The organism is Klebsiella sp. JN_Kp126 (genome assembly GCF_033843325.1).
Taxonomy (GTDB): Bacteria; Pseudomonadota; Gammaproteobacteria; order Enterobacterales; family Enterobacteriaceae; genus Klebsiella; species Klebsiella michiganensis.
Genome location: NZ_JAWXQV010000045.1, coordinates 114,527 through 129,039, shown reverse-complemented (window position 1 = coordinate 129,039; position 14,513 = coordinate 114,527). Strand labels below are relative to the sequence as shown.

The 14,513-nt window shown below is 57.8% G+C and carries 14 protein-coding genes; 7 read left to right on the top strand and 7 right to left on the bottom strand.

Going from position 1 to position 14,513, the window contains the following annotated elements:
- Window positions 1-4 precede the first annotated feature (4 nt).
- Genes pcaF through SIK97_RS05735 form a run of 3 tightly spaced genes read right to left on the bottom strand, consistent with a single transcriptional unit; the run spans window position 5 to window position 2,571 of the window.
- The gene (gene pcaF, locus SIK97_RS05745) at window positions 5-1,207 is read right to left on the bottom strand and encodes a 3-oxoadipyl-CoA thiolase (RefSeq protein WP_004851337.1); all 1,203 of its coding nucleotides are present in this window, start codon (window positions 1,205-1,207) and stop codon (window positions 5-7) included.
- Between the two features lie 10 nt (window positions 1,208-1,217).
- Window positions 1,218-1,874, bottom strand: coding sequence for a 3-oxoacid CoA-transferase subunit B (locus SIK97_RS05740; RefSeq protein ID WP_032748963.1), 657 nt, complete (start codon window positions 1,872-1,874; stop codon window positions 1,218-1,220).
- Between the two features lie 10 nt (window positions 1,875-1,884).
- Window positions 1,885-2,571 (bottom strand): 3-oxoacid CoA-transferase subunit A, encoded by a 687-nt coding sequence (locus SIK97_RS05735; RefSeq protein ID WP_032748962.1) that lies wholly within the window; start codon window positions 2,569-2,571, stop codon window positions 1,885-1,887.
- Window positions 2,572-2,738: 167 nt separating this feature from the next.
- Between SIK97_RS05735 and SIK97_RS05730 the strand changes: the two genes are divergently transcribed.
- Window positions 2,739-3,545, top strand: coding sequence for an IclR family transcriptional regulator C-terminal domain-containing protein (locus SIK97_RS05730; protein WP_004851343.1), 807 nt, complete (start codon window positions 2,739-2,741; stop codon window positions 3,543-3,545).
- On the opposite strand, the gene smrA is transcribed toward SIK97_RS05730, so the two are convergent.
- Together smrA and SIK97_RS05720 are read right to left on the bottom strand one after the other, a co-directional pair.
- Window positions 3,542-4,105, bottom strand: coding sequence for a DNA endonuclease SmrA (gene smrA, locus SIK97_RS05725; RefSeq protein WP_004851345.1), 564 nt, complete (start codon window positions 4,103-4,105; stop codon window positions 3,542-3,544). The genes SIK97_RS05730 and smrA overlap by 4 nt on opposite strands.
- Window positions 4,106-4,187: 82 nt before the next feature.
- Complete coding sequence (locus SIK97_RS05720; protein ID WP_014229560.1) at window positions 4,188-5,096, bottom strand: LysR family transcriptional regulator; 909 nt, start codon at window positions 5,094-5,096, stop codon at window positions 4,188-4,190.
- 166 nt (window positions 5,097-5,262) lie between these two features.
- Here SIK97_RS05720 and SIK97_RS05715 point away from each other — a divergent pair, with 166 nt between their 5' ends.
- The 6 genes from SIK97_RS05715 (at window position 5,263) to uspE (ending at window position 12,662) form a co-directional block, all read left to right on the top strand.
- Window positions 5,263-6,573 (top strand): M20 family metallo-hydrolase, encoded by a 1,311-nt coding sequence (locus tag SIK97_RS05715; RefSeq protein WP_057173414.1) that lies wholly within the window; start codon window positions 5,263-5,265, stop codon window positions 6,571-6,573.
- Complete coding sequence (locus tag SIK97_RS05710) at window positions 6,573-8,018, top strand: M20 family metallopeptidase (RefSeq protein WP_032748956.1); 1,446 nt, start codon at window positions 6,573-6,575, stop codon at window positions 8,016-8,018. Before SIK97_RS05715 ends, SIK97_RS05710 begins: the two co-directional genes overlap by 1 nt.
- 112 nt (window positions 8,019-8,130) lie before the next feature.
- Window positions 8,131-9,657: a p-aminobenzoyl-glutamate transporter gene (gene abgT, locus SIK97_RS05705; protein WP_032748952.1), complete on the top strand. Its 1,527-nt coding sequence runs from the start codon at window positions 8,131-8,133 to the stop codon at window positions 9,655-9,657.
- Window positions 9,658-10,111: 454 nt separating this feature from the next.
- Window positions 10,112-10,627, top strand: coding sequence for a methylated-DNA--[protein]-cysteine S-methyltransferase (gene ogt, locus SIK97_RS05700; protein WP_014229564.1), 516 nt, complete (start codon window positions 10,112-10,114; stop codon window positions 10,625-10,627).
- A 194-nt stretch (window positions 10,628-10,821) separates the two neighbouring features.
- On the top strand, window positions 10,822-11,574 hold the full coding sequence (gene fnr, locus SIK97_RS05695) for a fumarate/nitrate reduction transcriptional regulator Fnr (protein ID WP_004851364.1): 753 nt from the start codon (window positions 10,822-10,824) through the stop codon (window positions 11,572-11,574).
- 137 nt (window positions 11,575-11,711) lie between these two features.
- Window positions 11,712-12,662, top strand: a complete 951-nt coding sequence (gene uspE, locus SIK97_RS05690; RefSeq protein ID WP_004851366.1) for a universal stress protein UspE — start codon at window positions 11,712-11,714, stop codon at window positions 12,660-12,662.
- A gap of 128 nt (window positions 12,663-12,790) precedes the next feature.
- Here uspE and SIK97_RS05685 read toward each other — a convergent pair whose 3' ends face one another.
- Window positions 12,791-12,979: a YdiH family protein gene (locus tag SIK97_RS05685; protein WP_004102581.1), complete on the bottom strand. Its 189-nt coding sequence runs from the start codon at window positions 12,977-12,979 to the stop codon at window positions 12,791-12,793.
- Window positions 12,980-13,123: 144 nt separating this feature from the next.
- Window positions 13,124-14,512, bottom strand: coding sequence for a Re/Si-specific NAD(P)(+) transhydrogenase subunit beta (gene pntB, locus SIK97_RS05680; RefSeq protein ID WP_014229565.1), 1,389 nt, complete (start codon window positions 14,510-14,512; stop codon window positions 13,124-13,126).
- Window position 14,513 lies beyond the last annotated feature (1 nt).

The window sequence follows — 14,513 nt, the reverse complement described above, 5'->3', positions numbered from 1 at the left end:
CTCCTTAAACGCGTTCTATAATCAGCGCGATCCCCTGACCGACGCCGATACACATGGTGCACAGCGCATAGCGCCCGCCGGTACGGCGCAGCTGGTACGCCGCGGTCATTGCCAGACGGCCGCCGGAGGCGCCAAGCGGATGTCCGAGGGCTATCGCGCCGCCGTTAGGGTTGACGTGCGCCGCATCGTCGGGCAGACCCAGATCGCGCGTGACCGCCAGCGCCTGAGCGGCAAAGGCCTCATTCAGTTCAATGACGTCCATCTGCCCAAGCGTTAGCCCGGTTTGCGCCAGCACCTTACGTACCGCCGGCGCCGGGCCAAATCCCATAATACGCGGCGCCACCCCTGCCGTCGCGACGCCCACCACGCGGGCGAGCGGCTGTAAATCATTGGCGGCCAGCGCCTGCTCGCTGGCAAGCAGCAGCGCGCAGGCGCCGTCGTTGACTCCGGAAGCGTTACCTGCCGTCACCGTACCGTCGGCGCGCACCACGCCGCGCAGCCTGGCCAGCGCCTCCGCCGTGGTGCTGCGCGGGTGCTCATCGCGGCTAAAGAGTAGCGGTTCGCCCTTACGCTGCGGCACCGAGACGGCAATCAGCTCGTCGGCAAAGCGTCCGGCCTCCTGCGCCGCCGCCGTACGCAGCTGGCTACGCAGCGCAAATGCATCCTGGTCCTCCCGCGAAATGGCGAAATCGTCCGCCACGTTTTCCGCCGTTTCCGGCATCGAATCCACGCCGTACAGCGCTTTCATCTGCGGGTTAATGAAGCGCCAGCCGATGGTGGTATCTTCCATCCGCATCGTGCGGCTAAAGGCGCTTTCGGCCTTGCCCATCACAAACGGCGCGCGCGACATGCTCTCCACGCCGCCGGCGATCATCAGCTGAGTTTCGCCGCTTTTAATCGCGCGCGCTGCGATACCGATCGCATCAAGGCTGGAACCGCACAGGCGGTTTACGGTACTGCCCGGTACGCTTTCCGGCAGACCGGCCAGCAGCAGCGCCATGCGCGCGACGTTGCGGTTATCTTCCCCCGCCTGGTTAGCGCAGCCGTAAATCACATCGTCAATACGCGCCGGATCGAGTCCCGGGTTGCGCTCCAGCAGCGCTTTCAGCGGCAGCGCCGCCAGATCGTCGGCGCGCAGGGTGGCCAGGGTACCGCCAAAGCGGCCGAACGGCGTCCGCACCGCATCACAGATAAATGCCTGATTCATCATAGGTTCCTTACGCGCTTTCCGCCAGTTGTGCAAAAGTCAGCGCCACCGGCGTGATGCGCTGCAGTTCCTCAAAAGAGAGGCCGTTAAAGATTTCCCGCACCACCGGGCCGCTTTCGCTGATATCGATGACCGCCAGGTCGGTGTAGATACGGCTGACGCAGCCGACGCCGGTCAGCGGATAGGTGCAGTGCTCTACCAGCTTGCACTCCCCGTCGCGGGTCAGGTGATCCATCATCACGAAGACCTGACGAGCGCCAATGGCCAGATCCATCGCTCCGCCGACGGCAGGAATGGCGTCGGGCGCGCCGGTACTCCAGTTCGCCAGATCGCCGCTGGCGGAAACCTGGTAAGCGCCGAGTACGCAGATATCGAGATGACCGCCGCGCATCATGGCGAAGGAGTCGCCGTGATGGAAATAGCAGCCCCCCTCAAGCAAAGTCACATACTCTTTTCCGGCGTTAATCAGCTCCGGGTCCTCTTCCCCCGGCAGCGGTTTCGGCCCCATCCCCAGCAGGCCATTTTCGCTGTGCAGAAAGATTTCTTTATCAGCGGGAAGATAGTTAGCAATGCGGGTAGGCAAGCCGATCCCCAGATTGACATAAGCGCCTTCAGGTATATCGCGAGCCACGCGCTGGGCCATCTCATCGCGAGTCAGTTTTTGCATAACGGGGTCCTCAGGCGCTTTTAGCGGCAATCAGGTTTTCCAGGGAGAAGACGCGCTGAATAAAAATGCCCGGGGTAATGATGCTTTCCGGGTCGAGATCGCCCAAGGGCACCAGCTGCGAAACTTCTACAATGGTGGTTTTCGCGGCGGTCGCCATAATCGGGCCAAAATTGCGCGCCGCTTTGCGATAAACCAGGTTTCCCCAGCGGTCGCCCTGGTGGGCTTTGATCAACGCGAAGTCGGCCCTGATGGGGTATTCGAGCACGTAATGACGCCCGTCGATTTCGCGGGTCTCTTTCCCCTCCGCCAGCGGCGTACCGTAGCCGGTGGGGGTAAACACCGCGCCGAGGCCAGCGCCTGCCGCCTGGATCCGCGCCGCGAGGTTGCCCTGCGGTACCAGCTCCAGCTCAATTTTGCCGCGGCGATAAAGGTCATCGAAAATCTGCGAATCAACCTGACGTGGGAACGAACAGATCATTTTTCGCACCCGACCGGCCTTCAGCAGCGCCGCCAGGCCGACTTCGCCGTTGCCCGCATTGTTATTGATAATGGTTAAATCACGGGCCCCCTGTTCTATCAGAGCATCTATCAGGTACGTCGGCTGCCCGGCAGGGCCAAAACCGCCAATCATTATGGTCGCCCCGTCGTGGATCCCGGCGATGGCATCACGTAGCGTCGACACGCTTTTATCAATCATCAGGTCGCTCCTGTATGTGCGGTAATCGCACTTTTATTCGTTGTTCGCACAAAATGTGACCCGCTTAACGATGCTGGTCAAGGGCGATAATCGAAATATGGTGCGATAATCGAACATCGTGTATGTTTAGCGAAAGAATGTGATCGACGGCAAATACGGAGAAGAAAATGGAGAAGCATCCAGATGATTTACTGACGGGCGATAGCGATCCGTTTAAGGGCGATCCGAACTTTATGGCTTCGCTGGCGCGCGGGCTGGAGGTGATCCAGGCGTTTACTCCGCAGCGCCCGCTGCTCTCAATTTCGCAGATCAGCCAAAAGACCGGTATTCCGCGCGCGGCGGTGCGCCGCTGCCTGTATACGCTGAGCAAACTGGGCTTTGTTTACGCCGAAGATGGTAAAAATTTCCAGCTGCGACCGAAAATTCTGGCGCTGGGCCACGCCTGGCTTGCCTCCACGCCGCTGGCGCGTTCGGCGCAGCCGGTGCTGAAGCATTTAAGCGAAATGCTCAATGAGTCATGCTCCATCGCCACTCTCGACGGCGACGACATTCTTTATATCGCTCGCGCGTCGAGTTCGCGCATTATGACCATCGATCTCGACATCGGCAGCCGCCTGCCCGCCTGGGCGACCTCCATGGGACGCGTGCTGCTGAGCTATCAGCCGGAGGAGAAGCTGAACGATATGCTGGGCCGGGTCACGATGATTCGCTATACCCCGCAAACCGTTGATTCGGTTGCAAAGCTGCGTACCGAACTTAAGCGCGTGCACCAGCAGGGCTACGCGCTTAACGATCAGGAGCTCGAGATGGGGCTGCGCTCGCTGGCGGTGCCGCTCTTTAACCCTCAGGGGCAGATTCAGGCGGCGCTGAACGTCGGCGTACACGCCGGGCAGGTCTCCACGCACGAGATGCTGGAGCGGGTGTTACCCGAGCTACAGAAAGCAGCCCGGGAACTGACGCTGTTGATGCGCTAGCGGCTATGCTTGGCGTGGCGCTCCCAGTTTTCCTGCTTTGCCTCCGCCGATTTCCGCAGGGCCACGTAGCAGGCGCCGCTGCCGCCGTGGTGCGGTAACGCCGCGCAGAACGCCTGGACTTCCGGGAGTTCCACCAGCCAGCGCGCCAGGTAGCTGCGAATAATATTGGCGTGCGCGTTATCGTCGCGCCCTTTGCCATGCACGATCAGCACATTACGCAGCCCCTCTTTTTGCGCCTGGACCACAAAAGCAAACAGATTCTGTCGGCACTTCTCCACCGGCTGGCGCAGCAGATTGAGGCTTGCCTGCTGGCCGTATTTGCCGCGCCGGAGCTTCTCCAGTACGCCGCTTTGCAGACCTTCCCGCTTAAACTCAAGGGCGGTTGCCAGCGGCACAATATCGAGATAGCCGGTGGTCAGAAAGTTATCCAGCTGCAGGGGATCAATCCGCTGCGCGGCGCGAGTATTGCGCGCGGGGTGCCAGTGAACGTCGTGATTATGTTTCAGAGGCTGAACGTCCTCCATGGCGCCAAGAAATAGGGATTTGTCGTCAAGGTTCATGCGCGCTCCTCCAGCTACTACCGGGTGGTTACTATAGCCGTCTCGCGGCGCCTCCTCAACGCGTTTAGCCACCTCTGCGCGATTATGGAAATAGTTGTCGGCTCTGACGACGAAACAGCGTGATTAATGACGCGGTTAAGGGCGTTTGCCGCGTATCGCGGCGCTGAATCAGAAAATAGGTGGCTTTGGGTAACGCTTCTCGAATGGGGATCATCACCAGCTTATCCGCCATCATCGGGTCGTTGCCAAGTTCGACCGGCAGAATGCTGAGAAAATCGCTTTTCACCACCAGGCTAATGCACGAAGAGAAGGTCTCACAAACGATATCCACCTTTGGCGCCAGTCCGGCCTGGTTAAACATCTCCTGCAGCTGTTTGAAGTAGCTGCCGCGCGGCGTCGGCATCGTCCAGTGGTGATCGAGCAGTTCGGTAAGTGAAGTGACGTGTGCCGCCGGGTGACCGGCGCGGGCGAATACCGCGAAGGGTTTCTCAAATAGCTTCTCAAAGCTGAATTCATGATCGTAGGGGCCGGGATAGTAAGTATTGATGGTGAAATCCAGCTCACCCTGACGCAGTTCATTAATCATCGCCAGCAGCTGTCCTTCCATAATCCGCACCTTCACCAGCGGATGCTGCTGATGAAAGCGGCAAATAACCGAAGGCATCAGCGAACGCGCTACGCTGGCGCCAAGGCCGATATTAATCTGCCCGGCCTGCTCGCCCTGACGTTGCAGCAATTCATCCTGCGCCACCCGCAGCTCTTCCAGGATCAGGCTCGCATGTTGATAAAAGCTTTCGCCATTTTCGGTCAGCGCCACCCCCTGGCTACGGCGCACAAACAGCTGCGCGGAGAGTCCCTCTTCCAGCTCTTTAATCGCTTTGGTCAACGCCGGCTGCGAAATCGCCAACGCCCGGCTGGCGCCGCGAATACTTCCTTCGCGCGCGACCTCAACGAAGGCGCGAATGTGGTGAAATTTAATCTGAAATGACATGTTGTGAGTGATAACCATTGTTTATCAGACAGAAGAAAATGACATCTACTGTAATCGATCGCGCTGTGGCAGGTTAAGGATGAGAGTGCATGAAAGTGATGAGTGATAAGTAAAGACTATCACTTCGTGAACACCATCACAGTTTTTGCTTATAACGGGAAAGGTTATGCCGCAACTTTATGATTTCATCAACCAGCTGGCGCCAAAAATGACCGAATGGCGTCGCGATTTTCACCTGCATGCGGAATCCGGCTGGCTGGAGTTCCACACCGCCAGCAAAGTGGCGGAAGTATTAGACGGTCTGGGTTATCAGCTGGCGCTGGGGCGCGACGTTATCGATGCCGATAGCCGTATGGGCCTGCCTGATGAAGAGACCCTGGCACAGGCGTTCCAGCGCGCCCGCGCGCAGGGTGCGCCTGAACGCTGGCTACCGGCGTTTGAAGGCGGTTTCGCCGGAGTGGTGGCGACCCTCGATACCGGGCGGCCGGGGCCGACGCTGGCGTTTCGCGTCGACATGGATGCGCTCGATCTCAACGAGCAGCATGACGATAGTCACCGTCCGCATCGCGATCGTTTTGCCTCCTGCAACGACGGCATGATGCATGCCTGCGGCCACGACGGTCACACCGCAATCGGGCTGGGTCTGGCGCACGTGCTGAAGGAGTATGCCGCGCAGCTCAACGGGACGATGGTGCTGATTTTCCAGCCGGCGGAAGAAGGTACCCGCGGCGCGCGCGCCATGGTCGCGGCGGGCGTACTTGATGAGGTGGATTACTTTACCGCCATTCACATCGGTACCGGCGTCCCTGCCGGCACCGTCGTCTGCGGCGGTGATAACTTTATGGCCACCACCAAATTCGATGTGCAGTTCAGCGGCGTCGCCGCCCACGCTGGTGGTAAACCGGAAGATGGCCGTAACGCGCTACTGGCGGCGGCCCAGGCCGCCCTTGCCCTGCACGCCATCGCGCCGCACAGCGCCGGGGCATCAAGGGTTAACGTCGGCGTCATGCAGGCCGGTACCGGGCGTAACGTGGTTCCCTCCTCCGCGCTATTAAAAGTCGAAACCCGTGGCGAAACCGATGCCATTAACCAGTACGTCTTTGAGCGGGCTAAACAGGCGATCGCCGGTGCGGCGACGATGTATGAAGCCAGTTACCAGCTGCAGCTGATGGGCGCGGCCACCTCCAGCGCCCCGTCGCCGGCGTGGGTGGACTATCTGCGCCAGCAGACGGCCCAGGTCCCCGGCGTTAAACAGGCTGTCGATCGTATCGCTGCCCCGGCGGGTTCCGAGGATGCCACCCTGATGATGGCCCGGGTCCAGGAGCGCGGCGGTCTCGCCTCATACATGATATTCGGCACGGAACTGAGCGCCGGTCACCACAATGAAAAATTCGATTTCGACGAGAACGTGATGACCCTGGCCGTCGAAACGTTAGCACGCGTCGCCCTGAACTTTCCCTGGCAGCGAGGTGTGTAATGGAACACGTTTATCAATTTGTCGATGACGTTATTGAGGGGCGGCGCAACGATTTTTGCGCCATTGCCGATGATATCTGGGACCATCCGGAAACCCGCTTTCAGGAGTTCTGGTCCGCTGCGCGTTTGGCCGATGCGCTGGAAGCGGAAGGCTTTCAATTGACCCGCAATGCCGGCGGGATCCCCAACGCCTTTATCGCCAGCTTCGGCGCAGGCCAACCGGTGATTGCCCTCCTCGGCGAATTTGACGCCCTGGCGGGGCTCAGCCAGCAGGCCCACTGCGCGGAACCCGCGTCTTCGACGCCGGGAGAAAACGGCCACGGGTGCGGGCATAATCTGCTTGGTACGGCGGCGTTCGCCGCCGCGCTCGCCGCCAGGAACTGGCTGCAGCAACAGGGCGGCGCCGGCACGCTTCGCTTCTATGGCTGCCCCGGCGAGGAAGGCGGCTCGGGGAAAACCTTCATGGTCCGCGAGGGGTTATTCGATGACATCGATGCCGCCCTGACCTGGCATCCGGAAGCCTGGGCCGGGATGTTCAGCACCCGCACCCTTGCCAACATTCAGGCGGCGTGGCGGTTTACCGGCACCGCGGCGCACGCGGCAAACTCGCCGCATTTGGGCCGCAGCGCGCTGGATGCCGTGACGCTGATGACCACCGGCAGCAACTTCCTTAACGAACATATTATCGAAAAGGCGCGGGTGCACTACGCCATCACCGATACCGGCGGCGTCTCGCCCAACGTTGTCCAGGCGCAGGCGGAGGTGCTGTATCTCATTCGCGCGCCGGAAATGGCCGACGCGCAGCAAATCTTCGCCCGGATCGAGAAAATCGCCCAGGGCGCGGCGTTGATGACCGAGACCCGCGTCAGCTGTCGCTTCGAAAAAGCCTGTTCCAGCTATCTGCCCAACCGCACGCTGGAAGCGGCGATGTATCAGGCGGTTTGCCATTACGGCACGCCGCCCTGGAGCGCGGAAGAGCGCGCATTCGCCGCCGAAATTCGCGCAACCTTGAGCGCGAACGATATCAATAACAGCCTGAAAAACATTGCCGACACCGGCGGCGAGGACGGGAAAGCGTTCGCCCGCCGCCACCGCGAAACGCGCCTGATCGATGAAGTGGCGCCGTGGGCGGCAACGGACAACATCCTTGCGGGCTCTACCGACGTCGGCGACGTGAGCTGGAAGGCCCCCGTGGCCCAGTGCTTCAGCCCCTGTTTTGCCGTCGGGACGCCGCTGCACTCCTGGCAACTGGTGAGCCAGGGCAGAACCTCCATCGCCCACAAAGGGATGCTGCTGGCGGGGAAAGTGCTGGGCGCGACGGCCATTCGTCTGTTCAGCGACAGGGCGTTACTGACCGCCAGCCAGCAGGAACTGGCGCAGGTCTTAGCCGAAAGGCCCTACCGGTGCCCCATTCCACAGGAGGTCAAGCCGTCGATTTTAAAATAATAAAAGCCCCGTGGATGGAGTACGGCAACGCGGTAATCGCCAAAAAAACAACGGCTGACACGCCCAGGGGTAAAGAGACAACCAACACAACAACGACAACTGAGGAACGCCCATGAGTATGTCATCCATACCGTCGCCTTCCCCCACCGGTAAGCTTTATGGCTGGGTTGAAAAAATAGGTAACAAGGTCCCGCATCCGTTTTTACTGTTTATCTATCTGATTGTGGCGTTAATGGCCGCCACCGCCATCCTGTCGGCGCTGAACGTCGGGGTACAGAACCCCACCGACGGCTCGCGAGTGGTGGTGAAAAATTTGCTTAGCGTTGAAGGATTGCACTGGTTTTTGCCGAACGTCATTAAAAACTTTAGCGGTTTCGCGCCGCTGGGGGCCATTCTGGCTCTGGTGCTGGGGGCCGGTTTTGCGGAACGAGTGGGCCTGCTGCCTTCGCTGATGGTGAAAATGTCATCCCACGTTAGCGCCCGTTACGCCAGCTATATGGTGCTGTTTATCGCCTTCTTTAGCCACATCTCTTCCGATGCCGCGCTGGTGATTATGCCGCCGCTGGGCGCCCTGATGTTCCTCGCCGTCGGCCGCCACCCGGTTGCCGGGCTGCTGGCGGCCATCGCCGGCGTCGGCTGCGGCTTCACGGCCAATCTGCTCATCGTCACCACCGATGTCCTGCTCTCTGGCATCAGCACCGAAGCGGCAAAAACCCTTGACGCCTCGCTCCACGTCAGCGTGATTGATAACTGGTATTTTATGGCAACCTCAGTGATCGTTCTCACGCTGGTTGGCGGATTGATTACCGATAAACTGGTGGAACCGCGGTTAGGGCAATGGCAAGGCAACAGCGATGAAACGCTGCAGACGTTGACGGCGGAACAGCGCTTCGGCCTGCGCGTGGCCGGCGTGGCCGCGCTGTTATTCGTGGCGGCGATCGCGCTGATGGTCGTGCCGGAAAACGGTATCCTGCGCGATCCCATCAAGCATACCGTGATGCCTTCGCCGTTTATAAAAGGGATCGTCCCGCTCATTATCTTTTTCTTCTTCGTCGTTTCACTGGCCTACGGCATCGCCACCGGCAAAATTCGCCGCCAGGCCGATCTGCCTCAGCTGATGATTGAGCCGATGAAAGAGATGGCAGGTTTTATCGTGATGGTCTTCCCGCTGGCCCAGTTCGTCGCCATGTTCAACTGGAGCAATATGGGGAAATTTATGGCCGTCGGCTTGACGGATCTGCTAGAGAGCGCGGGAATGAACGGCGTACCGGCGTTTGTCGGCCTGGCGCTGCTATCCGCCTTTTTGTGTATGTTTATCGCCAGCGGTTCGGCAATCTGGTCGATTCTGGCGCCGATTTTCGTGCCAATGTTTATGCTGCTGGGCTTTCACCCGGCATTCGCGCAGATTCTGTTTCGCATCGCCGACTCATCGGTGCTGCCGCTGGCGCCGGTATCGCCGTTTGTGCCGCTATTTCTCGGCTTCTTACAGCGCTACCGGCCCGACGCTAAGCTTGGAACCTACTACTCGCTGGTCTTGCCTTATCCATTAATATTCCTTGCCGTCTGGCTACTGCTGCTGGTTGGCTGGTACCTCGTGGGGCTGCCCATCGGACCGGGTATTTATCCGCGATTACCTTAACGTCGCGACAGGCCAGGGAAGGCCACAAAAACGTTAACGCCAGGTCGTGCGGTTACTGATGACTTTATACAGTCCTTCAATCGCCAAAGCGATCAGATGAATTACTAAGCCGCTGATAATCACAATTACAACGCCAGTCATCATATATTGCATATCACCACCTTTGTTGGTAAAAACCCGCGCAGAAACGCCGGGAAATCATGGACTCTAGGAAAGCCTGTCTGTTTATCTGCCGCGCCGGATGGTTGCCGGTGAATTCGCCGCCGGATAAAGGTAGCAAAATCGCCTTGCCAACGCGTCTGCGAGTGAATGTAAAAATAAACATCGCTTTCCTCACCTCATAATTAATAGTCCATGCTGACCCTGTTTGTTGACCTTTTCGGAGTATGGTTTGCCCGCATCGCGTCGTGCTATGGTGATGCCCTGCCAAAATAACCTCGCTGAAGGAGGACCGATGCTCACGCTGTTGCAAGATAAAATTGACACCCCGCTGGGGCCGCTGTGGGTGATTTGCGATGAGCAGTTTAACCTGCGGGCCGTTGAGTGGGATCAGCACCGCGACCGCATGGAACAACTGCTGGATGTGCATTATCGCCGTGAAGGCTACCAACGCGTTGATTCGCGTAATCCCGGTAACCTGAGCCGTAAGCTTAGCGATTACTTCGCGGGCGATCTCGCCGTTATCGACACCTTACCTACCGCCACCGGCGGGACGCCGTTTCAGCGGGAAGTCTGGCAAACGCTGCGCACCATCCCCTGCGGCCAGGTCATGCACTACGGTCAGCTCGCGGAGGCGCTGGGACGTCCGGGCGCGGCGCGCGCCGTGGGTGCCGCCAACGGTTCAAATCCTGTCAGTATTGTGGTGCCCTGCCACCGGGTGATCGGGCGTAACGGCACCATGACGGGTTACGCCGGCGGCGTGCAGCGAAAAGAGTGGCTATTGCGTCACGAAGGCTATCTGCTCCTTTGACCGTAAGTGCCTTTTCTGGAATCTTCCGGTAATTTTACAATCCAATATCGCCAGATAACTTATTCATAATCAATGAGATAAAATGGGTAACTGATTTACCCTTTTAATATTACGTGTTTCAGGGGTTCGAGACTTACCTGCTCACCAAAAAGATGTTAAAATTGACCAATATCAATTAAAGCCTGAGCAGACTTATGATCCCGGAAAAGCGAATTATACGACGCATTCAGTCTGGCGGTTGTGCAATCCATTGCCAGGATTGCAGCATTAGCCAGCTTTGCATCCCTTTTACTCTGAACGAGCATGAGCTTGACCAGCTTGATAACATCATCGAGCGGAAAAAGCCTATCCAGAAAGGACAGACCTTGTTCAAAGCCGGTGATGAGCTGAAATCGCTGTATGCAATTCGTTCTGGCACCATTAAAAGCTACACCATCACCGAACAGGGCGATGAGCAGATCACCGGTTTTCATCTGGCCGGCGATTTGGTCGGCTTTGACGCTATCGGCACCGCCCACCACCCGAGCTTTGCCCAGGCGCTGGAAACCTCAATGGTCTGCGAGATTCCGTTTGAAACGCTGGACGACCTCTCCGGTAAGATGCCGAACCTGCGTCAGCAGATGATGCGTCTGATGAGCGGCGAGATCAAAGGCGATCAGGATATGATCCTGCTGCTTTCTAAAAAGAACGCAGAGGAGCGCCTGGCGGCCTTTATCTACAATCTGTCCCGCCGTTTCGCGCAGCGCGGCTTCTCACCGCGTGAGTTCCGCCTCACCATGACCCGTGGCGATATCGGCAACTATCTGGGCCTGACGGTAGAAACCATCAGCCGCCTGCTGGGACGTTTCCAGAAAAGCGGTATGCTGGCGGTTAAAGGCAAATATATCACCATCGAAAACAGCGACCTGCTGGCGCAGCTTGCTGGCCAGGCCCGCAATGTCGCCTGATAGTCCTCCCGTATCCGGCCGGATCGCGAATTTTTTTCTAATTTGTTGATCTGGCCAGGCTCATCCCCTGTTTCATTTCATCCATATAGGTTATCTTTTTAATACAGACTGTAGTTACAGTTGTAAGGAGACCCTGTATGGCGAAGTATCAGAACATGCTGGTAGTAATCGACCCCAATCAGGACGACCAGCCTGCATTGCGGCGCGCGGTGTATCTGCACCAACGGATTGGTGGCCGCATCAAAGCCTTTTTGCCGATCTATGATTTTTCTTATGAAATGACCACCCTGCTCTCCCCCGACGAACGCACGGCCATGCGCCAGGGCGTCATCGGGCAGCGTACCGCCTGGATCCGCGAGCAGGCAAAATTCTATATAGAGTCCGGCGTGCCCATTGATATTAAAGTGGTGTGGCACAATCGTCCCTTCGAAGCCATTATTCAGGAAATCATCAGCGACAAGCATGATTTAGTGCTGAAGATGGCGCACCAGCACGACAAGCTGGAAGCGGTGATTTTCACCCCAACGGACTGGCACCTGCTGCGTAAATGCCCATGCCCGGTCTGGATGGTCAAAGATCAGCCGTGGCCGGAAGGCGGTAAAGCGCTGGTGGCGGTCAATCTCGCCAGTGAAGAGAACTACCACAACGCGCTCAATGAAAAACTGGTCAGAGAAACCATTGAGCTGGCGGAACAGGTTAACCATACAGAGGTTCACCTGGTGGGCGCCTATCCCGTCACGCCCATCAATATCGCGATTGAGCTCCCTGATTTTGACCCCAGCGTCTATAACGACGCCATTCGCGGTCAGCATCTGCTGGCCATGAAAGCGCTGCGGCAAAAATTCGGCATCGATGAAGGCCGCACCCACGTTGAAAAAGGGTTACCTGAGGAGGTCATTCCCGACCTGTCAGAGCATCTTCAGGCGGGGATCGTGGTACTGGGTACGATTGGTCGAACCGGACTCTCGGCAGCCTTCCTCGGCAATACCGCTGAACAGGTTATTGACCACCTGCGCTGCGACCTGCTGGCGCTGAAGCCGGACCAGTACCAGACGCCGGTTGAGCTGGACGACGAAGAAGACGATTAGTCCGTTGACTTCATTCGTGGTAATAAGACGTCATCCCCCGCCAGCGCGGGGGATTTTTTTGCATCCCATTAACAAAAATAAAGGGCCATTTGGCCCCGATTTCAACAGCTTTGTGGGTAACGAAAACGTTAGTGGATACCTAAGCGCCAGGCGTGATCGATCTCTTCTTTAAGCTCCATGGACGAAAGCGCCATTAAATCGGCGAACTCAAGTTCCAGCAATTTCAGCTTTTTCAGATACTGCGCGGGGGTTAAAGCAGCGGGGTCACGGCGCAGAAATTCGATGGCCAGTTGCGTGGGGGTTAACTCGGTATCCATAATATCCTCAGTTTGGGTGAAAAACAGCCTATTGTAACACCTTCGCCTGATTATTTTATGAGCAAATAACCCCTTCGTTGCCTATATAAAAAAGCCGTCTCAGAAGAGACGGCTTAAGAAGCACTGGTTTTAAACGACCAGGCCTTACAACGCTTTCAGAATCGCATCGACGCTGGCTTTGGCATCGCCAAACAGCATGTGGGTGTTCTCTTTAAAGAACAGCGGGTTTTGTACGCCAGCGTAGCCGGTGTTCATTGAACGTTTAAATACAATGACGTTCTGCGCTTTCCACACTTCCAGCACCGGCATACCGGCGATCGGGCTGCCCGGATCGTCCTGCGCGGCCGGGTTCACCGTGTCGTTAGCGCCGATGACCAGTACGGTGTCGGTATCGGAGAAATCATCGTTGATCTCATCCATTTCCAGCACGATGTCATACGGGACTTTAGCTTCCGCCAGCAGGACGTTCATATGGCCCGGCAGACGCCCGGCAACCGGATGAATACCGAAACGCACTTTGATTCCGCGCGCGCGCAGTCTTTCAGTGATTTCCGCGACCGGATACTGGGCCTGCGCAACCGCCATGCCGTAGCCCGGGGTGATGATGACCGACTGAGAACCTTTCAGCATCTCAGCGGTTTCTTCGGCGCTGATTTCACGGTGCTCGCCCACTTCTTCATCACCTGTGGACGCCGTGCCGTCAGAACCAAAACCGCCAGCAATCACGCTGAAGAACGAACGGTTCATCGCCTTACACATGATGTAGGACAGAATTGCACCGGAAGAACCTACCAGCGCACCGGTTACGATCAGCAGGTCGTTGCTGAGCATAAAGCCCGCCGCCGCTGCCGCCCAGCCGGAGTAGGAGTTCAGCATTGATACCACGACCGGCATATCCGCGCCGCCGATGGAGGCCACCAGGTGCCAGCCAAACGCCAGGGCAATCACGGTCATCACCAGCAGGCACAGTACCTGCATGCCGATGCTGTCGGTACGCACGAAAACGATCAGCAGCAGGAAAGAAACGACCAGCGCCGCCAGGTTTAGCTTATGACGGTTCGGCAGCATCAGCGGCTTAGAAGACATCTTGCCGCACAGCTTGCCAAACGCCACAACGGAACCCGTAAAGGTCACCGCGCCGATGAAGATACCGAGGAACACTTCGGTCAAATGAATATTGACCAGAATCTGTTCCATACCGGTTTCATGCTGCAGATAGCTGTTAAAGCCAACCAGTACCGCCGCCAGGCCCACGAAGCTGTGCAGAATCGCCACCAGCTCCGGCATCTCGGTCATTTCAACTTTCTTCGCCAGACGAATACCGATCGCGCCGCCGATAACCATCGCCAGCAGGATCCACGCGACGTTGCTGCTATCCGGCCCCAGAATGGTCGCCACCAGAGCAATCGCCATCCCGGCAATGCCGTAGTAGTTCCCCTGCTGGGAGGTTTCGTGTTTGGAAAGCCCCGCCAGGCTAAAAATAAACAGAATCGCGGCAACAATGTATGCAGCTGTAACTAATCCACCAGACATT